We start from the raw sequence: 24,579 nt of genomic DNA, 5'->3' as shown, positions 1-24,579 counted from the left end.
AGGTGGCCGCCGTGGGCCAGGTCCAGGCCGAGGATGGTGTCCCCGGGCTGGAGCAGCGCGAACATCGCGGCGGCGTTGGCCTGCGCGCCGGAGTGCGGCTGGACGTTGGCGTGCTCGGCGCCGAACAGCGCCTTGATCCGGTCGATCGCGAGCTGCTCGACGACGTCGACGTGCTCGCAGCCGCCGTAGTAGCGGCGGCCCGGGTAGCCCTCGGCGTACTTGTTGGTCAGCACCGAGCCCTGGGCCTCCAGGACCGCCACGGGGGCGAAGTTCTCGGAGGCGATCATCTCCAGGGTCGACTGCTGGCGGTGCAGCTCGGCGTCCACCGCCGCGGCGACCTCGGGGTCGAGGCTGTGCAGGGACTGGTTCAGGACAGTCATGGCGTTGTGTGGTCCCTCGGGTCAGAGGTCGGTCGTCAGCCGCCGGTGTGGGCGGTGTACTCGTCGGCGGAGAGCAGACCCTCGGGGGTGCCCTCCAGCCGGAGCTTGAACAGCCACCCGCCCTCGAAGGGCTCGGAGTTGACCAGGGCCGGGTCGTCGATGACCGCCTGGTTGACCTCGACGACCTCGCCGGAGGCGGGGGTGTAGAGGTCACTCACGGACTTGGTCGACTCCAGCTCGCCCACGGTCTCACCGGCCGCGATGGTGCGGCCGACCTCGGGCAGGTCCACGTAGACGACGTCACCGAGAGCGTCGGCGGCGAAGGCGGTGATGCCCACGGTGGCCACGCCGTCCTCGACGGCCGTCAGCCACTCGTGCTCCTTGCTGTACGTGAGGTGCTGGGGGTTGCTCATGACGCGATTCTCCCGGAGAGGTGTGGGTACGGCGAAATGGGGGTCGGTGACCCCAGGGCAAGTCTTACGAGGTGAGACGCGTCCCGCAGGGGACGCGCGCTCAGCGGGCGGTCAGCGGGCGCGCTTGTAGAACGGCAGCGCGACGACCTCGACCGGCTCGTGCGTGCCGCGCACGTCCACGGCCACCTGCGCGCCCGGCGTGGCGTGGGCGGCGTCGACGTAGGCCATGGCGATCGGCTTGCCCAGCGTCGGGGAGGGCGCCCCGGAGGTGATCGAGCCGATCACGGTGCCCTCGGCGTCCACCACGTTCATCTCCGCACGCGGGACGCGGCGGCCGGGGGAGACCAGGCCGACCAGGACGCGCGGCGGAGTGGCGGCGGCCTGCTCGGCGGCCTTCTCCAGCGCGGCGCGGCCGACGAAGGCACCCTCGTTGGTGGTCTTGTCGAAACGGACCACGCGGCCGAGGCCGGCGTCGAACGGGGTGAGCGAGGTGTTCAGCTCGTGCCCGTACAGCGGCATGCCCGCCTCCAGGCGGAGCGTGTCGCGGCAGGAGAGGCCGCAGGGGATCAGGCCGTAGGCCGTGCCGGCCTCGGTCAGCGCCTGCCACAGGGCCACGGCGTCGGCCGGGGCGACGAACAGCTCGAAACCGTCCTCGCCGGTGTAGCCCGTCCGGGCGAGCAGCGCCGGGCGGCCGGCCACGGTGGCGGGCAGGCAGGTGTAGTACTTCAGGCCCGGAAGGTCGGCATCGGTCAGCGAGCCGAGGATCGCGGGGGAGTCGGGGCCCTGCACGGCGATCAGCGCGTAGGCGTCGCGGTCGTCGCGGACGACGGCGTCGAAGCCCTCGACCCGGGCGGTCAGCTCGTCCAGGACCAGCTGCGCGTTGGAGGCGTTGGCGACGACCATGAACTCGTCGTCGCCGGTGCGGTAGACGATCAGGTCGTCGAGGATGCCGCCGTCGGCGGCGCAGATCATGGTGTAGCGGGCCTTGTGCTCGGCGAGCGCGGAGACGAAGCCGACCAGCGCGTGGTCCAGCATCTCGCCGGCCTGCGGCCCGGACACGGTGATCTCGCCCATGTGCGAGAGGTCGAACAGGCCCGCCTTGGTGCGGACCGCGTTGTGCTCCTCGCGCTCGCTGCCGTAGCGCAGCGGCATGTCCCAGCCGGCGAAGTCGGTCATGGTGGCGCCGAGGGCGCGGTGGACGGCGTCCAGCGCGGTCAGGCGGAGAGACATAGCGGGATCTCCAAGCATTCTGGGCATGCTGCGGCAGGGACCCTCCCCGTCTGTCGCTGCAACCTGAGAGCTTCGCCGCGCGCCCGTCCCGTTGCGGGTGGGTCGCGGCTTGCACCGTGGGTGGACCTGGCCAGTCAGATGGCTGGTCGCTTTCCAGAACTGCCTCGCCCGTGCGGTGTTGTGCCTGAGAGATTCGGGGGAGGACTTGCTCCTTCGGCGCCGGCGACCAGACGTGGTGCTGTGTCGCCGAGCTCTCCCGCGCGGGTTCGATCGGCCTCTATGCGATTGTGGGTGGGCTCATCATGGCATGGTGCCGCAGCTGAGGCGAACACGTGGAGGAGAGAGCAGCATGCAGGGGTACGGGGGCGTGTGGCCCGAGAACGAGCTGGAGCTGGCACTTGCGGCGTCCGTCGGCGACCCGGGTGCCACGCCTCGGGTGATGGAGGTGCTCGGCCGCAGCCACGTCTGGGTGCCGATGCCGGCCGGTCCGACACGGGACGGCGTCACCCTCGACCTGCCGACCACGGAGCTGGCGGGGCAGCCGTTCGTGCCGGTCTTCAGCTCGGAGACGCAGCTGCGGGCCGTCGCGGGCCCGGGGATGCCCTACGCCATCGCCCCGGTCAAGGAGCTGGCCCGGGGCCTGCCGCAGGGCGTCGGCATCGCGGTCAACCCCGAGGGCGCGGTCGGCCTCCCCGTCCCCGCGGCCGGCGTCCCCGACCTGTGCGGCGACCCCTCCGAGGAGGGCGTCCGCACGACGGCCTGGGAGCCTGAGCCGCACGAGGACCCGTACGAGTACCTGGCCGTGGCGGCGGGCGAACTGGCCGCGCTGCCGGTCGTGCTGACCGCGCGTCGCGCGTTCGTCCAGGTGGAGGGGGACCCGGTCAAGCTCTTCGTGGGCGTGCAGCTCGCCCGCTACGAGGCGGAGGACCACCAGGCCGTCGGTCAGGCGCTGGGCCGCGCGTTGGGCGCGGTCCCGCTGCCTTGCGAGGTCTCCCTGGTGCTGCTGGACGCGGTAGCGGAGGACCCGACGGCGCGGTGGATGCTCGGCACGGTGGCCCCTTTCTTCGCCCGCTGAGGACGCTCCCTCAGGGGCGCGAGCCTCTGCCGGTGCGGCTCGGCCGCCCGGGCACGACACGTCACGCATGCGTTCTCGCGGGCAGGTGCACCCGCCAGGGGCGCGAGGAACTGCGCGACAAGCCACCGACGTGCGGATGGTCCTCAACGTGCAGGGCCATCCGCAGGCCGTTGGTTGCTCGCGCAGTTCCTCGCGCCCCTGGCGGCTGTGCCGCCGATCGGCAGAGCCTCGCGCCCCTGAGGGCGGTGCGGCTACCGCCGCTGGGTCGAGCCGGCCAGGCGGGCGCGGTCGACGACCGGGGCGATCGCGTCGCCGAGGGCCTTCACGTCAGCCTCGGTGGAGGTGTGGCCGAGGGAGAAGCGGAGCGAGGCGCGGGCGAGCGCGGGTTCCGCGCCCATCGCCAACAGGACGTGGCTGGGCTGTGGCACGCCCGCCGAGCATGCGGAGCCGGTCGAGCACTCGATGCCGCGGGCGTCCAGCAGCATCAGCAGCGCGTCGCCCTCGCAGCCCGGGAAGGAGAAGTGCGCGTTGGCGCTGAGCCGCCCCGCGGGGTCGGGGTCGCCGTTGAGGATCGCGTCGGGGACCGCCGCCCGCACCGCGGCGACCAACTGGTCGCGCAGCGCGCCGATCTCCTCGGCATAGCGGGGGCGGCGCTCGTCGGCCACCGCCGCGGCGGCGGCGAAGCCCGCCGTCGCCGGGACGTCCAGCGTTCCGGAGCGCACGTCCCGCTCCTGGCCGCCGCCGTGCAGCAGCGGGACGGGCGCCGCCGAGCGCGACAGCACCAGTGCGCCGACGCCGTAGGGGCCGCCGATCTTGTGGCCGGTCACCGTCATCGCGTCCAGGCCCGACTCCTCGAAGGAGAGCGGCAACTGGCCGAAGGCCTGGACCGCGTCCGCGTGCATCGGGATGCCGAACTCGCGCGTCACGGCCGAGAGTTCCTGGATCGGCTGGATCGTACCGACCTCGTTGTTGGCCCACATCACGGTGACCAGCGCGACGTCGTCCGGGTTGGCGGCGACGGCTGCCCGCAGCGTGTCGGCGTGGACCCGGCCGAGCGCGTCGACGGGCAGCCACTCGACGACGGCGCCCTCGTGACGCTCCAGCCAGATCACCGCGTCGAGCACGGCGTGGTGCTCCACGGGGCTGCACAGGATCCTGCGCCGGACCGGGTCGGCGTCGCGCCGGGCCCAGTACAGGCCCTTGACGGCGAGGTTGTCCGACTCGGTGCCGCCACCGGTCAGCACGATCTCGCTGGGGCGGGCGCCGAGCACGGAGGCGAGCTGTTCGCGGGACTCCTCCACGACACGGCGGGCGCGTCGCCCCGCGGAGTGCAGCGAGGAGGCGTTGCCGACGAGACTCAGCTGCGCGGTCATCGCCTGGACGGCCTCCGGCAGCATCGGAGTCGTGGCGGCGTGGTCGAGGTAGGGCATGGCGGACCAAGTCTAGTGGGGCGCCGGTGCGTGCTCCCGCAGCGTCCGAGCCTCGAACGGCGGCCGACCGTGCGTCGACGGAGTTCCTCAGACGGACAGGCGTTGCAGGGCGCGCCGCCGCTCCTTATGATCCCGGCATCCTGCGACCGCAGGAGCGCACCAAAGGGGCTGGTGGGAGATGTCGCAGTCCGTGGACCGGGCCCTCACGGTGCTGGCCTCGCTCGGTGACGGACCCGTCTCGCTGGAGCAGGCCGCAGTGCTGCTCGGGGTCCACAAGTCGACCGCGCTGCGGCTGCTGCGCACCCTGGAGCAGCACGGCTTCGTGCACCGGCAGGCGGACTACCGCTACCGCCTCGGCGGGCGCCTCTTCTCCCTCGCCCAGCAGGCGCTGGAGAGCATCGACGTGCGCGGCGTCGCCGCCCCGCACCTGGCCGCGCTCAACGACTCCTGCGGCCACACCGTCCATCTCGCCGTCTATGAGGAGGGCGAGGCCACGTATGTGGACAAGCTGGAGAGCCGCTACCCCGTGCGTATGCACTCACGGATCGGCAAGCGTGCCCCGCTGGGCGCGACGGCGGTCGGCAAGGTGCTCCTGGCCGGCCTGCCGGCGGCGCACCGCTCGGAGCTGATCCACCGGCTGGAGCTGCCGACCTACACCACCCGCACGCTGCGGACGGCGGACGCGCTGCTGGCCGAGGTGGAGACGGTGCGCGAGCGCGGCTGGGCGATGGACCGCGGCGAGTTCGAGGAGAACGTGAACTGTGTGGCCGTCCCGGTCCACGGCATCGACGGCCGCGTGATCGCCGCCTGCTCCATCTCCACGGCCACGGTGGTGGCGCCGATGAGCGCCCTGCGCCGGCTGCTCCCCGAGCTGCAGGCCACGGCCGCGGCCATCTCCCACGAGTACGGCGGCGCCGCGCACTGAGGCCGGCCCTTCGCCACGGGCGTCAGTGCTCGCCGGTGTTGGAGCTGCCCCGGTGCCAGGCGCGCGGGGCGCGCCAGTTGTAGCGCAGGGCGAGCATCCGGAAGACGAAGGCCAGCAGGGCTGCGGTGCTGCCGGTCAGGGTGTTGAGCCGGTCGATGCTGATCAGCAGCGCGGTGAGGGTGCTGCCCACGAGCGAGGGCACGGCGTAGAGCGAGCGGTCCCAGCGCAGCAGCGACGGGGTCTCCATGGCCAGCACGTCGCGGATGACGCCGCCGCCGACGGCGGTGAGCATGCCCAGGGCGATGGAGGCCACGACGCCGAGGCCGTAGTCGTGGGCCTTGGCGGTGCCGGTGACGCAGAAGAGGCCGAGGCCGAGCGCGTCCAGCGTCTGCACGGTGAGGTTGATCCGTGCCACCTCGGGGTGGAGGAAGAAGACGACGAGGGTCGCCACCAGGGGCGTGACGAAGTAGCCGAGGTTGGTGAAGGCGGCCGGGGGGATCGCGCCGATCAGGACGTCACGCAGCACTCCGCCGCCCAGGGCGGTCGCCTCCGCCAGCACCGCGATCCCGAACACGTCGAAGTTCTTGCGGATGGCGAGCAGGCCCCCGGAGAGGGCGAAGACGAAGATGCCGGCCAGGTCGAGCACCTGCTCCACGTCGGGACTGAAGATCTGCGAGGTCACCCGGCATTTCTACCGCGACGTGGCGGGTGCGGCGGGGCGCACCCGCCGGGGGCGGCGGAGCCGGGCGGACCGGTGCGCGGGCCGGCACTGAATGGATCTATGCGACGGAGAGTAACCCTGTAGACATTCACCGTGGTGGCCCCCGTTCGTCTCATGGGTCGGACGCCAGGTAATGCGTAGGTAAATTGCACCACGGGACGGGGTGTCCGGGCAAAAGCTACCAAAACGGACTTTATGCTCAGGGACTTGGCGCAATCCCCCTCGTTTTCGGGGGTCAAATCGGGCATTCAAGGCATGCGATCACAACGGAAACATCTCGCATGATCTCATTCTGGTCTCGGCAAGCCTTGAGGTCTTGAGCGGCCAAAATCTGTTCGCCTAGAGTCACGTCACCGCGCCGCGACACGTACACCTGAACCGAGACTCGGGGATGTCCGCACCATGACTCAGCAACCCCAACAGATAAGCCCCACGGGCGAGTCGGGCACCGAGGAGAACCCTGTGGCCGAAACGACCGCTACGGCTGACAGCACCGCAACTGAGGTCACCAGCACAAACACCGCAGTTGTCGGGCGTTCCCCCGCCCGAATGGCCTGGACGCGACTCAAGCGCGACAAGGTCTCGATGGTGTCGTTGGTTCTTACCGTGATCTTCATCCTCGCCGCCATTTTCGCGCCGGTGCTGACCGCGCTGGGTGGCTGGGGTCCGATCACCTCCGACGTAAAGTCGATCAATCCCGACATCGGTAACTACCCGTACGGGCATTTCGGCGGAATCAGTGCGAAGCACTGGCTCGGCGTCGAGCCCGGTACCGGGTTCGACCTCTTCGCCCGCATCGTCTACGGCCTTCGGACCTCGCTCGCGGTCGGTCTGATCTCGGCCCTGCTGTCCACGGTCGTCGGTGTGGTCGTCGGCCTGGCGGCCGGCTACTTCGGCGGCTGGATCGACAACCTGCTGTCGCGGATCATGGACGTGGTCCTGGCGTTCCCGCAGCTCCTCTTCATCATCGCGCTGACCCCGGTCATCCAGAACGCCTTCCAGACCGACCAGCACGGTGGTACCGACGAGAACCTGCGCCTTGCGGTGCTGATTCTCAACATCTCGGCGTTCGCCTGGGCTTACACGGCCCGCCTGGTCCGTGGCCAGGTGCTGTCGCTGCGTGAGCGCGAGTTCGTCGACGCGTCCCGGATCATGGGCGCCGGCTGGGTGCACATCCTGTTCCGCCAGCTGCTGCCGAACCTGTGGGCGCCGATTCTCATTGCTTTTGCGCTGGCCGTTCCCGCGAACATCACCACGGAGGCTGCGCTCTCCTACCTCGGTGTGGGCGTCGTCCCCCCGAACCCCGACTGGGGCGCTCTGCTCAGTCAGGCGTCGGAGTACTTCCTGATCGACCCGACGTACCTGTTCATCCCCGGCGTGCTCCTGCTCGTGCTGGTGCTCGCCCTGAACCTGCTCGGTGACGGAGTGCGTGACGCTCTCGACCCGCGGGCGAACCGTTCCTGACCGCCTGGTCGGTGATCCGCTCCCACGGATCACCGGGCACGGGGCCCTAGTGATGTCCCACCTCGAAGGAGATAACTCCGAAATGATGCGGAAGACCCGTTCGGTCGCCCTCCTGGCGACCGCCACCGCGCTCGCTCTGGGAGTGACCGCGTGCAGCAGCTCCTCCAAGAGCACCGGCTCCGGCAGCTCCGACGCGGTCCAGAAGGGCGGGACGCTGACCTACCTGGCGCCGTCCGACTTCGACAGCCTCGACCCTCAGCGTGTGTACACCACCGAGGGTCAGAACATGGTCGAGGAGATCGTCCGGACCCTGACCGGTTGGCAGGAGAAGACCGACGGCTCCGCCCCGAAGCTGGTCGGCGACCTGGCCACCGACACCGGTGAGCCGAGCCAGAACGACACCGTGTGGACGTTCCACCTCAAGCCGGGCGTCAAGTACCAGGACGGCACCGCCGTCACCTCGCAGGACATCAAGTACGGCGTCGAGCGCTTCATGTCGCCCGACATCACCGGCGGCCCGGGCTACGCGGCCCAGTGGCTGGTCGGCGCCTCCAGCTACAAGGGTCCGTTCAAGGGTCAGGACCTGGCCTCGATCCAGACCCCGGACAGCTCCACGATCGTCTTCCACCTGAACCAGCCGGTCTACGACTTCAACGAGACCACGGCCATGGCGGGTTGGGCTCCGGTCCCGAAGGCTCACGACACGGGTGCCAACTACAGCACCGGCGTGTGGGCGACGGGCCCCTACATGATCAAGTCCTACTCCAAGGGCAAGGAGCTCGTCCTCGTCAAGAACCCGTACTGGTCTGCCTCCTCGGACCCGATCCGGGACCAGAACGTCGACGAGATCGACATGAAGCAGGGTCTGGACCGTTCGGCGATCGACCAGCAGCTGCGCGCTGACGGTCCGGACGCCATGAACGCGGTCCAGCAGTGGCCGATCGCGGGTGCCGACCTCACCCAGATCGCCAACGACCCGACCCTGAAGTCCCGTTACCACGTCATCAAGTCCCCGGGTATCTCCTACCTGGCGCTGAACGTGAACCGGATCAAGGACATCCACGTCCGTCAGGCGATCGAGTTCGCGCTGGACAAGACCACCGCCCGTGGTGCCTTCGGTGGCTCCGCCTACGGTGACTACGCGTCCACCATGCTGGCGCCGGGCGTCGAGGGCCACAAGGACTTCAACCTCTACGCCACCAGCCCCTCGGGTGACCAGACCAAGGCGAAGGCCCTGCTCGCGCAGGCCGGCAACCCGAAGCTGACCCTGTCGCTGGCCGTCGAGAACACCCCGACCCAGACCAACTTCGCGGACGCGGTCAAGTCCTCGCTCGCGAACGTCGGCATCACCGTCAACATCGTGCCGGTTGACCAGGCGAACTACTTCAGCACCCTGGACAACACCAAGAACCAGTACGACATGGCGTGGATGGACTGGATCCCGGACTGGCCGAACCCGTCCACCGTTCTGCCGATCCTCTTCGACGGTCGCCAGATCGCCGCGCAGCCCGCGTCCAACCAGGACATCTCGTACCTGAACGACCCGGCTGTCAACTCGCAGATCGACACCATCGCCAAGATGACGGACCCGGCCACGGCCGACGCCGCCTACGGCGCTCTGGACCAGCAGATCCTCGCTGACGCCTCCGTCGTGCCGCTGTTCTACATGAACTTCGACGAGCTCTCCGGTGGCAACGTCCAGGGTCTGGTTCCGGACCCGGTCAACGCGTCGCTGAACTTCGCGCACGTCTGGCTGAAGCACTAAGTAGCGAAGGGCCACCCGAACCCCACTGGGTGGCCGTTCGTCTGAGGTCCCGCCGGCCGCGGTGAACAACCGCGGCCGGCGGGCCACTCCCCACCAAGTCACCCCGAGCGCAGGTCATATCCCACCGGCTCTCAGCGAGAGGGAGGCGGGCCGGGCCACCGGGCCGGACCCGAGCACCACATGTTCCGATACGTCATACGACGCCTGCTGATCTCAGCGGTCATCCTGTTGGTGATCAGTTTCATCACCTTCGTCATCTTCTTCGCGCTGCCGTCGAACCCTGCGCTGCTGGCCTGTGGCAAGACCTGCTCGGTCCAGCGTCTGGCTGAGATCAAGCATTCGCTGGGCCTGGACCAGTCGTTCTGGACCCAGTACAGCGAGTTCCTCAAGGGTCTGTTCGCCGGTCGCAAGTTCGGCGACCAGAGCGTGCTGATCACTTGCGCGGCGCCCTGCCTCGGGATCTCGTTCAAGACGGACGAGCCGGTGCTCACCACCCTGTTCAACCGCTTCCCGGCCGACCTCTCCCTGGCCCTCGGCTCCGCCGTCATCTTCCTGATCGTCGGTGTCGGCCTCGGTGTCATCGCCGCCGTCCGCAAGGGCAAGCTGATCGACAAGGTCGCCGTCAGCGGCGCGCTGTTCGGTGTCTCGCTCCAGTCCTACTTCGTCGGTCTGCTGCTGATGTGGGCCTTCGTCGACAAGTGGCAGATCCTGGCCGCCCCCGGCTACACCCCGATCACCCAGGACCCGAACGCCTGGTTCCAGGGGCTGATCCTGCCCTGGGTCACCCTGGTGATCCTCTACCTGGCGATGTACACCCGCCTCTCGCGCTCCTCCATGCTGGAGACGATGGGTGAGGACTTCGTCCGCACCGCCCGGGCCAAGGGCCTGTCGCGGCGCAAGGTGATCTTCAAGCACGCCCTGCGCGCCGGCATCACGCCGATCGTCACGATCTTCGGCATGGACCTCGGTTCGCTGATCGGTGGCTCCGCGGTCATCACCGAGTCCGTCTTCGGCATCAACGGCATCGGCAAGCTCGCCGTCGACTCCGTGACCGACTCCGACCTGCCGGTCATCATGGGCACCACGCTCTTCGCCGCCACGGTCATCGTGCTGGCCAACGTCGTCGTCGACATCGTCTACGGCGTCATCGACCCCCGCGTCCGCCTCGCCTGACCCTAGAAATGCCCGGCGCGGGTCGGTGATCCCGACCCCCCGTCGACTGAGGAAGTATCCGTGGCCATCGAACTCTCGCCGCAGTCCGTGGACGTCAATCCGCCGTCGTCCTTCCTGGAGGTCCGGGACCTCCGTGTGCACTTCCCGACCGAGGACGGCCTGGTCAAGTCCGTTGACGGCGTCTCCTTCTCGCTGGAGAAGGGCAAGACGCTCGGCATCGTGGGTGAGTCCGGCTCGGGCAAGTCGGTCACCTCGCTCTCCCTGCTCGGCCTGCACAAGGGCAGCCGCGCTCAGGTCGGCGGTGAGATCTGGCTGGACGGCGAGGAGCTCGTCGGCATGTCGGAGTCGCAGATGCGCGGACTCCGCGGCCGCAAGGTCTCGATGATCTTCCAGGACCCGCTGTCCGCGCTGCACCCCTTCTACTCGGTCGGATCGCAGATCGCCGAGGCCTACCAGGTGCACCACAAGGCGTCCAAGAAGGAGGCCAAGGAGCGCGCGATCGAGATGCTGAAGCGCGTCGGCATCCCGCAGCCGGAGCGCCGGGCCAAGGACTACCCGCACCAGTTCTCCGGCGGTATGCGCCAGCGCGCGATGATCGCCATGTCGCTGGTGTGCGACCCCGAGCTGCTGATCGCCGACGAGCCGACCACGGCGCTCGACGTGACCGTGCAGGCGCAGATCCTGGACCTGATCCGGGACCTGCAGGAGGAGTTCGGCTCCGCGGTCATCATCATCACCCACGACCTGGGCGTCGTCGCGGAGATCTCCGACGACATCCTGGTCATGTACGGCGGCCGCCGCATCGAGTACGGCTCGGTCAACGACGTGCTCAAGTCGCCCGAGCACCCGTACACCTGGGGCCTGCTCCAGTCGATGCCGCACCTCGGCGGCGACGTCGCCCAGCGGCTCAACCCGATCCCGGGCTCCCCGCCGAGCCTCATCAACCTGCCCTCGGGCTGCGCCTTCAACCCCCGGTGCAGCTTCAAGGAGCAGGTGCCGGACGGGCGCTGCACGGTCGAGCGTCCCGAACTGCTGCCCGTTCTCGGCAGCGACAAGCACATCGCGGCCTGCCACCTGACCGGTGAGCACAAGGCCGAGATCCGCCGCGGCGCCACCAGCGGTGCCAAGTGACTGCCGGCATCGAAGCGGCGGACGGACAGGAGAAGGGCATGAGCACCACCAAGAACATCCCCGCGCAGAAGGCCGGGGAGTCGTCCGTCTCCTCGCAGAACCTGCTCGAGGTCGAGAACCTCGAAGTCCACTTCCCGATCCGCCAGGGCATCGTGTTCCAGCGTCAGGTCGGCGCGGTGCGTGCCGTTGACGGCATCAGCTTCGGCGTGAAGCCGGGCGAGTCCCTCGGCCTGGTCGGCGAGTCGGGCTGCGGCAAGTCCACCACCGGCCGGGCGGTCACCCGCCTGCTGGAGCCGACGGGCGGCACCGTCCGCTTCGACGGCGAGGACATCACGCACAAGAAGGTCGCCTCGATGAGGACGGCCCGGCAGAACCTGCAGATGATCTTCCAGGACCCGTACTCCTCGCTGAACCCGAGGCACACGGTCGGCACGATCATCGAGACGCCGATGAAGCTCAACGGGATCAACCCGGAGGGCGGCCACAAGCGGCGCGCCCAGGAGCTGCTGGAGATCGTCGGGCTCAACCCGGAGCACTACAACCGGTACCCGAACGAGTTCTCCGGTGGTCAGCGTCAGCGCATCGGCATCGCGCGCGCCCTCGCCCTCAAGCCGAAGCTGATCGTCGCCGACGAGCCCGTCTCGGCCCTCGACGTGTCGATCCAGGCGCAGGTCGTCAACCTGCTCCAGGACCTGCAGCGTGAGTTCGGTCTGGCGTTCCTCTTCATCGCCCACGACCTGGCCGTCGTGCGGCACTTCTCCGAGCGTGTCGCGGTCATGTACCTCGGCAAGATCGTCGAGATCGCCGACCGGGAGACCCTGTACAGCCGTCCGCAGCACCCGTACACCCACGCGCTGCTCTCGGCCGTGCCCGAGGTCGACCCGGACGGCGCCTCCAACCGCGAGCGGATCCGCCTCACCGGCGACGTCCCGAGCCCGATCAACCCGCCCTCCGGCTGCCGCTTCCGTACGCGCTGCTGGAAGGCCCAGGACATCTGCGCCTCCCAGGAGCCGCCGCTGGTCCAGCTGATCGGTTCCGCCGACGGCCACCAGGCCGCTTGCCACTTCCCGGAGGTCAAGCAGGTCGTCGCGGCGGAGGTCACTCCGCCCGCGCCGGCTTCGGCCGAGTGACCCGGCCGTAGCCACCGCAGAAGGCTGAAGGGCCCTCCCACCGTGCCGTGGGAGGGCCCTTCAGCCTTTGCCGTCTCCTGGCGCCGGATCAGGCCGGCTGGGCTGCCTGCTCCCAGTGGGAGGGACGGCTGTAGAAGGCCGGGACGCGCGACCACAGCCACGCGGCGACGGGGTCGTACGGGTCCGCCATGGTGACGCTGGAGACCGCCAGGCCGTCCGGCGCGGAGGCCACGGCCTGGAGCATCATCTGCTGCGTCGCGGCCACCGCCGCGTCCGAGGTGTCGTCCAGGTCGAGGCCTATGGTGAGGCTCGGCTCGCCGTACGCCGGCTCCACCCAGGCGCGCCGCAGCGAGCGGACGGCCGGGTTCTGCCGGGCCGCCAGGACCAGGGCCTGGAAGAACGCCGCAGCCGCCGCCGTGCCGCCGACGGACGCGGGGACCGAGGCGGGCGGCTGGTCGACCGGGGTGAGACCGAGCGGACCCGCCGGCAGGCGGTCCAGGCCGCCCGCGACGCGGCGCAGATCGGCCCAGGGGATGCCGACGCCGCCGCCCGGCTGGTGCGGGTTCAGCCACAGGCCCCAGTGCTCGCGGTAGAGCGCCGCGGCGGCCTCCGCGCCGGAGATCACCTGGTGCTGTCGGGCCCAGCCGCTCGCGACGAGCTGCTCCTCGGAGGTCACGCACGGCGCGTAGCCGTACCCGCCGACCTCCAGGTTGCCGTACTGCGCGTCCGGGTCCCCGGGCATGCCGTGCCAGAGCAGCATCCAGAGCCGGCCGTGGGCGAGGGCGCGCAGCAACTCCTCGTACCGGTCGTACCGGCCGGGAGTGATCTCCCTCAGCGCCGCTTCGATCACCGCGTCCGTCCTCCTCGTCCACACCGGCCGTCCACCACTGGCCACCGGTGAGCCTAGTGAGATCCTCGCACCCGCACTATCGGCTGAGTTACTCACGGGATCGGGGCGGGAACTGAGCGGAACGACTCTGATCGGCCCGGCCCGTATTCTGGTAAGCACTATGTCTGACTTCCCCGGTGCCCCAGACCCCGATTCCTCCGCCCTCCCCGGCGGCCGGCTGCGCGTGCTCGCCGCGATGTCCGGCGGCGTGGACTCCGCCGTCGCCGCGGCGCGGGCCGTGGAACAGGGGCACGAGGTCACCGGAGTGCACCTCGCGCTGGCGAGCAACCCGCAGAGCTTCCGCACCGGCGCCCGCGGCTGCTGCACGCTGGAGGACTCCCGCGACGCGCGCCGCGCAGCGGACGTGCTGGGGATCCCCTTCTACGTGTGGGACCTCGCCGAGCGCTTCCGCGAGGACGTGATCGACGACTTCGTCGCCGAGTACGCGGCGGGCCGCACGCCCAACCCGTGCCTGCGCTGCAACGAGAAGATCAAGTTCGCCGCGCTGCTCGACAAGGCGGTCGCCCTCGGCTTCGACGCCGTCTGCACCGGTCACTACGCGCAGATCGTCGACCACCCCACCCGCGGCCGGGAGCTGCACACCGCCGTCGACCCGGCCAAGGACCAGTCCTACGTGCTCGGCGTCCTGGACGCGGACCAGCTCGCGCACGCCATGTTCCCGCTCGGGGACACCACCAAGGACCAGGTCCGCGTCGAGGCCGAGCGCCGCGGCCTCGCCGTCGCCAAGAAGCCGGACAGCCACGACATCTGCTTCATCGCTGACGGCGACACGCAGGGCTTCCTCGCCCAGCGCCTCGGCACCGCGCCCGGCGAGATCGTGGACGCCGACGGCACCGTCCTGGGCGAGCACACCGGCGCCTACGGCTTCACCATCGGCCAGCGCAAGGGCCTGCGGATCGGCCGCCCCGCCGCCGACGGCAAGCCGCGCTACGTGCTGGACATCTCGCCGGTCGACAACCGCGTCACCGTCGGCCCGGTCGAGGCGCTGGACGTGATCGCGCTGACGGGTGTGCGGCCGCGCTGGTGCGGTGAGGCGGCCCCGGTCGGCACGGGCCGCTACCTCGCCCAGATCCGCGCCCACGGCGAGCAGGTGCCCGTCACCGCCGAGGTGGCCGAGGACGGCGGCCTGCGCGTCGTCCTGGACGAGCCGCTGCGCGGCATCGCACCGGGGCAGGCGGTGGTGCTGTACGACGGCACCCGCGTCGTCGGCTCCGCGACGATCGCGCAGACCGAGCGCGCTCCGGCCGCCGCGCAGCTCTGATCCTTCCGCATCACCCTTCCTGCATCCTGGGGGACCCACGTGAACATCACCGTCTTCTGCTCCGCCAACGACCTCGACGAGCGCTACACCGTCCCCGCGCGGGAGTTCGCCCGCACGCTCGGTGAGCGCGGGCACACGCTGGTCTGGGGCGGCTCCGACGCCGGGCTGATGGGAGTCGTCGCGGACGAGGCGAAGGCGGCGGGCGCGAAGCTCGTCGGCATCATGGTCGAGCTGCTGGCCCACAAGGCCTACCAGGGCGCGGACGAGTTGGTCAGCACCGCCGACCTCGCCGAGCGCAAGGCGCAGCTGCTGGCCCGCGCCGACGCGCTCGTGGTGCTGGTCGGCGGCGTCGGCACGCTGGACGAGGTGACCGAGGTGCTGGAGCTGAAGAAGCACGGGCTGCACGACAAGCCCGTCGTGCTGCTCGACACCGACGGCTTCTACGACGGCCTGCGCACCCAGCTGCGGCGGATGGAGCAGGAGGGCTTCCTGCCCCGCCCGCTGGACGAGCTGGTGCGGTTCGCGCCCGACGGCGCCACCGCGCTGCGCTACGCCGAGGAGGCGCTCGACGGGGAGGTCTCCGCGTCTGCCTGATCAGCCGCAGCCGCCTGATCTGTCGCAGCCGCCTGATCTGCCGCAGTCGTCCGGTCAGGTCCGGTCGGCTGACCCGGAATCCGCTCAGCCGCCTGCTGCGGCGCGTCCGTGCGTCGCAGCAGCCGACCGAGACCGGCCCGGGTCGCCACCACGACCACCCGGTCGTCGGCCTGCAGGTGCCGGGCCTGATCGGGGTTCCAGTCGGCGTTCTGTCCCCGCTGCCGCACGGCCACGACCCGCCAGTCGCCGGGTCGGAACGCGCCCTTGACGGTCTGTCCGGCGAGCGCGTCGCCCGCGGTGACGGTCACCTCCGCCAGGAGCAGGATCTCCCGGCGGGCCGGGATCGCCGCCAGCACCCGGCGGCCCACCATCGCCGCCGCGAAGGCGGGCGCGGCCAGGTAGGACACGCTGCGGCTGCGGGTGCGCGAGTTGGGGTGCGCCTCCCGCAGCGCCTTGAAGACGGTCCGGGCGAAGCCCTCGTCGAACAGCCGCAGGACGACCGGCACGTCCGGGCGGCGCTCCCGGGCGAAGAGGACGGCCTGCAGGTTGGCGCTGTCGTTGTTGGTGAGCGCCATCACCGCGGAGGCCCGGTCGCCCCGGGCCGCGCGCCAGACCTCGTCGCGGGTGAACTCGCCGAGCACCACCGGGACGCCGCGCGCCCGCACCGCCGCCAGATTGCGCGCCTCGGGGTTGCGCTCGACCACGACCACCGGACGCCGCATGTCCACCAACCGCGAGACCACCGCCGTGCCGGCGCTGCCGATGCCGATCAGCACGACGTGGTTGTTCATGGTCCGCCGCACCCGGCGCGGCCTGTCGCCGGGCCGCACGGCCCCGACGCTGTCGAGCACGATCGCCGCGACCAGGCCCAGGATCAGCATCCCGGTGAACATGGTGACGATCTGCAGCACCTGCCGCGCCACCGGCTGGCCGAAGGCCGGGTTGCCCGCCGAGGAGAGGTCCAGCAGCACCAGGTAGAGCGACAGGCCCAGGTTGGTGCCGGTCAACTGCCAGGTCAGCACGGTCAGCAGGGCCACCACCGTGGCCAGCCCGGCGGCGGCCACCTGGAGCTTGCGGGAGAAGAACGACCGCAGCACCGTGCCCATGCGACTCCACGCGCGGGTGGCCTCCGGCGTCGGCGCCTCCTGGTGGTGCCGCAGGGTGACGAGGGTGACCTGCTGGTCCTCCGGGGGCTCCCACTGTTCCGTGTCGGGCAGCAGCAGATCGCCGTCCTCGGCCAGGACCGCGACGGCGATCTCCGCACCAGGGACACCCGGGCCGGGCTCCGGCTTCCGTGATCCGGCGGGAAGCACGGTGGAGACCACCGTGCAGGTGCCGTTGTGGACCGCGATGACCTGGTCCTGGTCGGGCAGCGCCGAGGAGACCAGCGCCGGGGCGGCCGTCTGCGAGGCCGAGGCCACGGTCGTCGGCGCGTCCGGCCGGTCCAGCAGTCGGCGCAGTCGCTTGCCGAGCGGGGTGCTGTGCACCCGCAGCGCCAGCCGCACGTGGGGGTTGATGCCGCGGGCGGTCAGCGCGGCGGCGGTGACGGCCTGGTCGTCGTCGAGGACGATGGCGAGCGCGTCCGCGTCGGCGACGCCCGCCTGACGCAGCGTCGGCTCGTCCGGGCGGCGCCCGGCGATGACGGTGATCGGGCCCGTGTCCCGGTGCAGGGCCACCAGTTGCGGACCGTGCTCCTGCTGCGGCTCGGGGACCACCACGACGACCCGCTCCTGGTAGAGCTTGGCCAGGTCCCCGGCGAGGCGCTGGGTCAGCGCGTCGTTGCCGACCACGACCATGTGGCCGCGGAGCTCCTCGTCCGGCACCGTTACCCGCCCTCTCGCCCGGATGCTGCCTGATGATCACCATGGTGGCGCACGGAACGCGGTCCCGGGCGTGGTACTGATGAACCCATGGGAACGCATGTGATCACCGGAGCAGGCTCCGGCATCGGCGCGGCCGTCGCCGCGAAGCTCGACGAGCGCGGCGAGGAGCTGTGGCTGCTGGCCCGGGACGCGCGCCGCGCGGCGGAGCTGCGCGAGCGGTTCCCCGGCGCCCGCACGCTGGTCGGCGACCTGGCCCAGCCGGACCGGCTCAGCTGGGCGTTCAGCCACCAGCCGCAGCCCGACCGGATCGACTCGCTGCTGCACGTCGCCGGGGTCGTCGAGCTGGGCGCCGTCGGCGACATGACGCCGAAGGTCTGGCAGGAGACGCTGGCCGTCAACTTGCTCGCCCCCGCCGAGCTGACCCGGCTGCTGCTGCCGACGCTGCGGGTCTCCCAGGGCCACGTCGTCTTCGTCAACTCCGGTGCGGGCCTGCGCGCGAGCGCCGAGTGGGGCGTCTACGCGGCGTCCAAGTTCGGCCTGCGGGCGCTCGCCGACTCGCTGCGCGAGGAGGAGCACGGCCACGGCGTCCGGGTCACCACCGTCTACCCGGGCCGCACCGCCACGCCGATGCAGGCCAAGGTGCACGCGCAGGAGGGCCGCGCCTACGACGAGGAGGCGTGGATCGCGCCGGAGTCGGTGGCCAAGGCCGTGCTCACCGCGATCGACCTGCCGCGCGACGCGGAGATCACCGACGTGACGGTGCGGCCGGGCAAGTGAGCACCGTCCCTTCGTTCCCCGCGCTCTCCGCGCCCGGCGCCACCGGTGTCGGGTCCATGCCCGGCACGGACGCGCGCGAGGCGGCCAAGACCGTCACCGGCTCGCTGGAGGCGCTGCCCCACCTGCCGGAGCTGCCCGCGCGCGGCCCCGGCGCCGACATGATCGGCCGCAGCCTCGGCCTGCTGGTCGAGCTCTACGCGCGCGTCGAGCCGTCCGGTTGGCGCCTCGGCGACCACCCCGGCCGCGACACCCGGCGCGCCCACTCCTGGCTGGGCGAGGACCTGGACGCCCTGGAGGAGTTCACCCAGGACTGGAACGGCCCGCTGAAGATCCAGGCCGTCGGCCCGTGGACGCTGGCCGCCTCGGTGGAACTCCAGCGCGGGGAGAAGGCCCTGGCCGACCCCGGGGCGGTGCGCGACATCGCCGCCTCGCTGACGGAGGGCCTGCGGCTGCACCTGGCCGAGGTCCGCCGGCGCATCCCCGGCGCCCAGGTGCTGCTCCAGCTCGACGAGCCGTCCCTCCCGGCGGTCCTGGCCGGCCAGGTGAGGACGGCCAGCGGCTGGCAGCGGCTGCGCGCGGTCGACCGTGGCGTGGGCGAGGAGGTCCTGCGCGGCGTCGTCGGCGCGCTGGACGCGCCGGTCGCCGTCCACTGCTGTGCGCCGTCCGTCCCCATCGGTCTGCTACGCCGGGCGGGCGCGGCGGCCGTCTCGCTGGACGCATCCCTGCTGACGGAGCGTGACGACGAGGCGATCGGCGAGGGGGTCGAGTCGGGCACCGTTCTCCTGCTCGGTGTCGTGCCCTCCACGGATCGGAAATTGTCAGACCCGGCCGGTAGTGTCAGCGGTGTGAGGACGTTGTGGCGTCGCCTGGGCCTGGCCCCCGCGCTGCTGCCGCGTTCCGTCGTGGTCACCCCCACCTGCGGCTTGGCGGGGGCCTCCCCGGCCTACGCCCGCGCGGCGTTGTCACACAGCGTCATCGCGGCGCAGAGCCTGGCCGACAACCCGGAGTAGTCAAAAGGGGGTAGTTGCAGTGGCGTTGGACGACCGCGTCCGGCACGCGCAGCTCGCGCAGGAGATCGAGGAACACCGCTACCGGTATTACAACCAGGATGCGCCGACCGTCAGCGACGCCGAGTTCGACCAGCTCATGCGCGAGCTGGAGGCGATCGAGGAGCGGCACCCGGAGCTGCGCACCGCGGATTCGCCGACGCAGATGGTCGGCGGGGACGTCACGGCCGACTTCGCCAAGGTCGAGCACGAAGAGCCGATGCGCAGCCTGGACAACGCCTTCAACGACGAGGAGCTGGACGCCTGGGCCGAGCGCGTCGAACGGGAGCTGGCCGGCCAGGCGTTCCACTACCTGTGCGAGCTGAAGATCGACGGTCTCGCGGTCAACCTGACCTACGAGAACGGCGTGCTGATCCGCGCCGCGACGCGCGGCACGGGTCTGGTCGGGGACGACATCACGCCCAACGTCCGGACGATCAAGGAGATCCCGCACCGTCTGGCGGGGGAGAACCCGCCGGAGCTGGTGGAGATCCGCGGCGAGGTCTACTTCCCGATCGAGGACTTCGAGGCGCTCAACATCGCCCGGGTCGCCGCGGGGGAGGACCCGTACGCCAACCCGCGCAACTCCGCCTCCGGTTCGCTGCGCCAGAAGGACCCGTCGATCACCGCCCAGCGGCCGCTGCACATGATCGTGCACGGCATCGGCGCCCGTCGGGGCTTCGACATCGACTGCCAGTCGCACGCCTACGAGCTGCTCCGCGCCTGGGGGCTGCCCACCGCGCGGCACAACGCCGTGGTGAGCACGCTCGCCGAGGTCAAGGAGTTCATCAAGCGCTTCGGCGAGCAGCGCCACAGCGTCGAGCACGAGATCGACGGCGTCGTGATCAAGGTGGACGAGATCGCGCTCCAGGGCCGTCTGGGCTCGACCTCCCGTGCGCCGCGCTGGGCCATCGCCTGGAAGTACCCGCCCGAGGAGGTCAACGGCAAGCTGGACCGGATCCTGGTCGGGATCGGCCGCACCGGCCGGGCCACCCCGTACGCGGTCCTGGAGAAGCCGGTCAAGGTGGCCGGCTCGATGGTCCAGTACGCCACTCTCCACAACCAGGACGTGGTCAAGGCCAAGGGCGTGCTGCTGGGCGACACGATCGTCATCCGCAAGGCGGGCGACGTCATCCCCGAGATCCTCGGCCCGGTCGTCGCCCTGCGGGACGGCTCCGAGCGTCCCTTCGTCATGCCGACCCACTGCCACGAGTGCGGCACCGAGCTGCGCCCGATGACGGAGGGCGACAAGGACCTGCGCTGCCCGAACGCCCGCCACTGCCCGGCCCAGTTGCGTGAGCGCGTCGCCTTCCTCGGCGGCCGCAGCGGGCTCGACGTCGAGCACCTCGGCTATGTCGCCGCGGTGGCCCTGACCCAGCCGCTGGAACCGGCCACCCCGCCGATGGTGAACGAGGGCGACCTGTTCAACCTGACGGTCGAGGACCTGCTGCCGATCAAGGCGCTGGTCCGCGACGCCAAGACGGGCATGCCGAAGCTGGACGACGAGACCGGTGAGCAGAAGGTCGTCTCCTTCTTCGCCAATCTCAAGGGCGAGCCGAAGAAGACCACGACCCAACTGCTGGAGAACCTGGAGGCGGCCAAGCAGCAGCCGCTCTGGCGGGTGCTGAACAGCCTGTCGATCCGTCGGGTCGGCCCGGTCGCGGCGCAGGCCCTCGCCCGGGAGTTCCGTGACCTCGACCGGATCGCGGGCGCCACGGAGGAGGAGCTCGCCGTGGTCGAGGGCGTCGGCCCCGGCATCGCCAAGGCCGTCGTCGACTGGTTCGCCGAGGACTGGCACCGGGAGATCATCGAGAAGTGGCGCGCCGCGGGCGTCCGCTTCGTCGACGAGGCGGCCGAGGAGGACGCCGGGCCGCGTCCCCTGGAGGGGCTGACGGTCGTGGTCACGGGCACTCTTGCGAACTACGGCCGGGACGCCGCCAAGGACGCACTGCAGTCGCGCGGTGCGAAGGTGACCGGGTCGGTGTCGAAGAAGACCGACTTCGTCGTCGTCGGCGACAGCCCCGGCGGCAAGTACGACAAGGCGGTCCAGCTCAAGCTCGCCATCCTGGACGACGCCGGCTTCGCGGTGCTCCTTGCCGAGGGCCCGGAGGCGGCGCGGGCCGTCGCGCTGCCGGTCGAGGAGTAGGTCAAGGCGGCGGTGGCTGCATGCCGTGGGGGCTGATGAAGGCCCCCTCGGTGTCGGCCACCGCCAGCTGCTCGTCCGGCAGGACGCAGTAGAGCAGCGTGGCGGCGCGCAGATCCGCGCCTGCCATGGCCACGCCGCGGAAGTCGCAGCCCTGGAGCTGCGCCGCACACAGCCGGGTGCCCTCCAGTCGGGCCTGCGCAAAGGACGCGCGGCCCCAACTGCGTGACAGGTCCGCTCCCCGCAGATCGGCGCGGCTGAAGTCCGCGTCCAGGACGTGCGCTCCGGTCAGGTCCGCTTCGGTGAGCACCGCGCCCACGGCGGAGGCGCCGTCCAGCAGCACGCCGCGCAGCCGGGCCCCGGCGAGGTCGCGGCCGTCCAGGGGAGCGCCGCGCAGGTCGGGGCCGTCGCCGTCCGGGGCGAGCAGGTCGAGACCGGCCAGCTCCTCGGCCACGTCCCCTCCGGTGCGGGCGGCGTCGAGCGCGGCGTCGAGTGTGCGGCGGCCGTCGGTGGTCAGCCAGCGGGCGCGCAATGCCTCGCGGGCCGCCGGTGGGAAGTCGAAGCCGTGACGGGCCACGGCCGCGTGGTCCGCGGTGCCCGGTCGGGTGGAGCGGAGGGCGCCGTCGAGCACGGCGCCGGTCAGGTTCGCCCCGTCGAGGTCTGCCGCGAGGAGATTGGCCTCGCTCAGGTCCGCGCCGGAGAGGTCCGCGTCACGGAGGTCGGCGCCTTCGAGCTGGGCGGTCCGCAGGTCCGCGCCGGACAGGTCCGCCGCGTGCAGGGAGGCGTGGAAGAAGTCGGCGCCGCGCAGATCCGCGCCCGCCAGCGGCGCGCCGTCCAGCGGGGCGCCGCGCAGGTCCCGGCCGGACAGGGCGTCGTCCTCGTGGAAGACCTCGTCGAGATGGGGCAGCCCGGACAGTTCGTCCTGCCACCGTCCGCCCCGCCGGGCCGCGCGCAGGGTGGCTGCCAGCCGATCCCGGGCCGTCGGGTCCAGCCAGCGTTCCCGCAGTTGCTCGGCTGAGGCGCAGGGGGCGAAGACCCCGTGGAGTTCCGACACCCGCGCACGCTACCAGCGCGGCCCACGCGGTCAGGATGGGGTGGCGTTGCGTCAGGTGACGTGGTGTCACGGTCAAAACCGGACAATCACCACGTATGTTCAGCCGTTGAGGACACCAGTCGGTCACGGCCTCACGGATTGCCACTCCCGCGAGGGGCAGTCGTCCTAGGCTGGACTCAGCCCGATCCTGTCGGTCCGTACGTCCCGTGCGGTTCATCCGGGCGAGCGGGGAAGCAAGAGGAACACCGATGGAGCGCACGTCCCGGTCAGCGCTGGGTTCGGACCGTGCCGGGTTCGCCGTGCGGGCGGCGGTCTTCCTCGGCGTGGGTTTCGCCGGAGCGGCGCCGCTGGTGCCGCTGGCCGATGTGGTCGCGCGTCACGCCCCGGTGCTGCTGCCGCTCTTCGGTGTGCCGATCGCCGTGCTCTTCGCCGCCTGGTGGTTCGGGCGGCAGCGGCTGCGCGAGGGCGTGACCGACGGGCTGACCGGGCTGCCGAACCGTGCCGCACTGCACCTGGCCACCGTGCAGGCGGCCACCGCCCGTGCCCGCCACGCGCTGGTCCTGATCGACCTGGACCGGTTCCGCTCCCTCAACGACACCCTCGGCCACCTCGCCGGGGACCGGCTGCTGGTCCAGGTCGCGCAGCGGCTGCAGGCCCTGGCCGCGGAGACCGGCGCGCTGGTGGCGCGGCTGGGCGGGGACGAGTTCGCGGTGCTGGTGCCCGAGCCGCCCGAGGAGTCGGCCGCCCTGCTGCGGCTCGCCCGCGGTTTCGCCGCCGAGGTGGCCGCGCCCATCCAGTTCGGCGGCCTGCAGCTGATCCTGGACTCCAGTACGGGGGTGGCGGTCCTGCCCGACCACGCCCCGGATGCCGAGTCGCTGCTGCGGCGGGCCGACATCGCGATGGTCCACGCGCAGCGCAGCCGCTCCGGCGTGACGCTCTACCAGCCGGGTCAGGAGGAGGACACGCCGCTGCGGCTCGGCCTGCTCGGCGAGCTGCGCCGCGCGCTGGACCTGGGCGAGGTGCAGGTCCACTACCAACCCAAGGTCGCCTTCGACGGCAGTGTCGTGGGCCTGGAGGCGCTGGTGCGCTGGACCCGCGCCGGACGCGGGCCGGTCAGCCCGGAGGAGTTCGTCGGCCTCGCCGAGTCCAGCGGTCTGATGCCGCAGCTGACGGACTACGTGCTGGAGGCCGCCGTCTCCCAGCTGGCCCGTTGGCGCGCGGACGGGATCGAGGTGCCGGTCGCGGTCAACATCTCCCCGCGTGACGTGCTGCGGTCCGGCTTCGCCTCCGGGGTGGCCGACCGCCTGGAGCGACACGGCGTCCCGGCCGGCGCGCTGCAGCTGGAGATCACCGAGCGTCTGCTGCTGGAGGACGGACAGCGGGCCGCCGAGACGCTGGAGGAGCTGCGCGGCCACGGGGTCGGCATGTCCCTGGACGACTTCGGTACCGGCTACTCCTCGCTGGTCCGGCTGCGTCGCCTGCCGGTGGGCGAGCTGAAGATCGACCGTTCCTTCGTCAGCCGCATGGTCGCCGACGACCACGACGCGGCCGTGGTGCGCTGCAGTGTGCAGTTGGCGCACTCGCTCGGGCTGACCGTCGTGGCCGAGGGCGTCGAGGACGACGAGACCTGGAAGCGACTGCAGGGCATGGGCTGCGACGCGGTCCAGGGCTGGCTGGTCTCCAAGGCGATGCCCGCCGAGCAGGCCACGGCGTGGCTCCGAGGCCGCGTCACCGCCCCGCACCAGCGCTGATCCGGCCTTTCTCCTCTCAAACATTTCGGCCGGAACATGACCTGATTTCGTGGCTGAAAATCGCGTGACGTGGATCACTTAACGCTTGACCGTGTACATGCTAGATTCGGGCCCGCCTGGGAATTCCCTGGCAATGCAATTGTCTGATTCGAATCCAGGAGGTTCCCATGACGGAGACCACCGAGCAGTCGAACGAGTACATGGCACCGGCCCTCGTCGAGGTCGGTGAGTTCAACGAGGACACCCTCGGTGGCTGGGGCACGGTTCCCGACTGGTTCTTCAACATGAACTGGTAATTCGCCCCTTCGTCGAGGCGAACCGCACCGCGGGCCGGGCCCTTTCGGGTCCGGTCCGCTGCCGATCCGGAAACGGTGGTCGCAACA

Annotated in this window: 21 protein-coding genes, 1 pseudogene and 1 riboswitch; of the genes and pseudogenes, 14 read left to right on the top strand and 8 right to left on the bottom strand. The window is 71.1% G+C overall.

Features of this window, described 5'->3' with window-relative positions:
• From BMY61_RS40770 to gcvT, 3 genes and pseudogenes are all read right to left on the bottom strand, one after another.
• A pseudogene (locus BMY61_RS40770) lies at positions 1–380 on the bottom strand (serine hydroxymethyltransferase); the annotation flags it as partial.
• A 35-nt stretch (positions 381–415) separates the two neighbouring features.
• Complete coding sequence (gene gcvH, locus BMY61_RS40765) at positions 416–793, bottom strand: glycine cleavage system protein GcvH (protein WP_042459060.1); 378 nt, start codon at positions 791–793, stop codon at positions 416–418.
• Between the two features lie 111 nt (positions 794–904).
• Positions 905–2,023 carry a glycine cleavage system aminomethyltransferase GcvT gene (gene gcvT / locus BMY61_RS40760; RefSeq protein WP_143094773.1) on the bottom strand — a complete coding sequence of 373 codons (1,119 nt, stop codon included), beginning with the start codon at positions 2,021–2,023 and terminating at the stop codon, positions 905–907.
• Between the two features lie 163 nt (positions 2,024–2,186).
• Positions 2,187–2,292: riboswitch (glycine riboswitch) on the bottom strand.
• An 80-nt stretch (positions 2,293–2,372) separates the two neighbouring features.
• On the opposite strand from gcvT, the gene BMY61_RS40755 reads away from it, so the two are divergent.
• On the top strand, positions 2,373–3,098 hold the full coding sequence (locus BMY61_RS40755) for an enhanced serine sensitivity protein SseB C-terminal domain-containing protein (protein WP_042459051.1): 726 nt from the start codon (positions 2,373–2,375) through the stop codon (positions 3,096–3,098).
• Positions 3,099–3,349: 251 nt separating this feature from the next.
• On the opposite strand, the gene BMY61_RS40750 is transcribed toward BMY61_RS40755, so the two are convergent.
• Complete coding sequence (locus tag BMY61_RS40750) at positions 3,350–4,528, bottom strand: cysteine desulfurase family protein (RefSeq protein ID WP_042459048.1); 1,179 nt, start codon at positions 4,526–4,528, stop codon at positions 3,350–3,352.
• A 178-nt stretch (positions 4,529–4,706) separates the two neighbouring features.
• Here BMY61_RS40750 and BMY61_RS40745 point away from each other — a divergent pair, with 178 nt between their 5' ends.
• Positions 4,707–5,453 (top strand): IclR family transcriptional regulator, encoded by a 747-nt coding sequence (locus BMY61_RS40745; protein WP_042459045.1) that lies wholly within the window; start codon positions 4,707–4,709, stop codon positions 5,451–5,453.
• 22 nt (positions 5,454–5,475) lie between these two features.
• Here the strand turns inward: BMY61_RS40745 and BMY61_RS40740 are convergent, their stop codons facing one another.
• Entirely contained in the window at positions 5,476–6,135 is a 660-nt protein-coding gene (locus BMY61_RS40740) for a trimeric intracellular cation channel family protein (protein WP_042459043.1), read from the bottom strand.
• Between the two features lie 441 nt (positions 6,136–6,576).
• Here BMY61_RS40740 and BMY61_RS40735 point away from each other — a divergent pair, with 441 nt between their 5' ends.
• The 5 genes from BMY61_RS40735 (at position 6,577) to BMY61_RS40715 (ending at position 12,837) form a co-directional block, all read left to right on the top strand.
• Entirely contained in the window at positions 6,577–7,638 is a 1,062-nt protein-coding gene (locus BMY61_RS40735; protein WP_052439464.1) for an ABC transporter permease, read from the top strand.
• Between the two features lie 82 nt (positions 7,639–7,720).
• A complete protein-coding gene (locus tag BMY61_RS40730; RefSeq protein WP_042459037.1) occupies positions 7,721–9,403 on the top strand; it encodes an ABC transporter substrate-binding protein in 1,683 nt (560 codons plus the stop codon).
• A gap of 180 nt (positions 9,404–9,583) precedes the next feature.
• A complete protein-coding gene (locus BMY61_RS40725; RefSeq protein WP_042459034.1) occupies positions 9,584–10,576 on the top strand; it encodes an ABC transporter permease in 993 nt (330 codons plus the stop codon).
• 60 nt (positions 10,577–10,636) lie between these two features.
• The gene (locus tag BMY61_RS40720) at positions 10,637–11,707 is read left to right on the top strand and encodes an ABC transporter ATP-binding protein (RefSeq protein WP_042459031.1); all 1,071 of its coding nucleotides are present in this window, start codon (positions 10,637–10,639) and stop codon (positions 11,705–11,707) included.
• 38 nt (positions 11,708–11,745) lie between these two features.
• Positions 11,746–12,837 carry an ABC transporter ATP-binding protein gene (locus tag BMY61_RS40715; RefSeq protein ID WP_042459028.1) on the top strand — a complete coding sequence of 364 codons (1,092 nt, stop codon included), beginning with the start codon at positions 11,746–11,748 and terminating at the stop codon, positions 12,835–12,837.
• Positions 12,838–12,925: 88 nt separating this feature from the next.
• Here BMY61_RS40715 and BMY61_RS40710 read toward each other — a convergent pair whose 3' ends face one another.
• The gene (locus BMY61_RS40710; RefSeq protein WP_236656639.1) at positions 12,926–13,684 is read right to left on the bottom strand and encodes an enhanced serine sensitivity protein SseB C-terminal domain-containing protein; all 759 of its coding nucleotides are present in this window, start codon (positions 13,682–13,684) and stop codon (positions 12,926–12,928) included.
• Positions 13,685–13,847: 163 nt separating this feature from the next.
• On the opposite strand from BMY61_RS40710, the gene mnmA reads away from it, so the two are divergent.
• A complete protein-coding gene (mnmA, locus tag BMY61_RS40705) occupies positions 13,848–15,008 on the top strand; it encodes a tRNA 2-thiouridine(34) synthase MnmA (protein WP_042459022.1) in 1,161 nt (386 codons plus the stop codon).
• Between the two features lie 39 nt (positions 15,009–15,047).
• On the top strand, positions 15,048–15,602 hold the full coding sequence (locus BMY61_RS40700) for an LOG family protein (protein ID WP_042459019.1): 555 nt from the start codon (positions 15,048–15,050) through the stop codon (positions 15,600–15,602).
• Here the strand turns inward: BMY61_RS40700 and BMY61_RS40695 are convergent.
• A complete protein-coding gene (locus BMY61_RS40695) occupies positions 15,557–17,425 on the bottom strand; it encodes an NAD-binding protein (protein ID WP_052439463.1) in 1,869 nt (622 codons plus the stop codon). The genes BMY61_RS40700 and BMY61_RS40695 overlap by 46 nt on opposite strands.
• An 87-nt stretch (positions 17,426–17,512) precedes the next feature.
• Here BMY61_RS40695 and BMY61_RS40690 point away from each other — a divergent pair, with 87 nt between their 5' ends.
• Genes BMY61_RS40690 through ligA form a run of 3 tightly spaced genes read left to right on the top strand, consistent with a single transcriptional unit; the run spans position 17,513 to position 21,394 of the window.
• A complete protein-coding gene (locus tag BMY61_RS40690) occupies positions 17,513–18,202 on the top strand; it encodes an SDR family oxidoreductase (RefSeq protein ID WP_042459016.1) in 690 nt (229 codons plus the stop codon).
• A complete protein-coding gene (locus BMY61_RS40685; RefSeq protein ID WP_075004256.1) occupies positions 18,199–19,212 on the top strand; it encodes a methionine synthase in 1,014 nt (337 codons plus the stop codon). Before BMY61_RS40690 ends, BMY61_RS40685 begins: the two co-directional genes overlap by 4 nt.
• 19 nt (positions 19,213–19,231) lie before the next feature.
• The gene (ligA, locus tag BMY61_RS40680) at positions 19,232–21,394 is read left to right on the top strand and encodes an NAD-dependent DNA ligase LigA (RefSeq protein ID WP_042459013.1); all 2,163 of its coding nucleotides are present in this window, start codon (positions 19,232–19,234) and stop codon (positions 21,392–21,394) included.
• 1 nt (position 21,395) lies between these two features.
• Here ligA and BMY61_RS48915 read toward each other — a convergent pair whose 3' ends face one another.
• A complete protein-coding gene (locus BMY61_RS48915; protein ID WP_052439462.1) occupies positions 21,396–22,445 on the bottom strand; it encodes a pentapeptide repeat-containing protein in 1,050 nt (349 codons plus the stop codon).
• A 248-nt stretch (positions 22,446–22,693) separates the two neighbouring features.
• On the opposite strand from BMY61_RS48915, the gene BMY61_RS40670 reads away from it, so the two are divergent.
• Positions 22,694–24,196: a putative bifunctional diguanylate cyclase/phosphodiesterase gene (locus BMY61_RS40670; RefSeq protein ID WP_052439461.1), complete on the top strand. Its 1,503-nt coding sequence runs from the start codon at positions 22,694–22,696 to the stop codon at positions 24,194–24,196.
• Between the two features lie 167 nt (positions 24,197–24,363).
• Complete coding sequence (locus BMY61_RS45675) at positions 24,364–24,492, top strand: lasso RiPP family leader peptide-containing protein (RefSeq protein WP_143094772.1); 129 nt, start codon at positions 24,364–24,366, stop codon at positions 24,490–24,492.
• Positions 24,493–24,579: the final 87 nt, after the last annotated feature.

The organism is Streptacidiphilus jiangxiensis (assembly GCF_900109465.1).
GTDB lineage: Bacteria > Actinomycetota > Actinomycetes > Streptomycetales > Streptomycetaceae > Streptacidiphilus > Streptacidiphilus jiangxiensis.
This window is presented reverse-complemented; position numbering and strand designations above follow the sequence as displayed.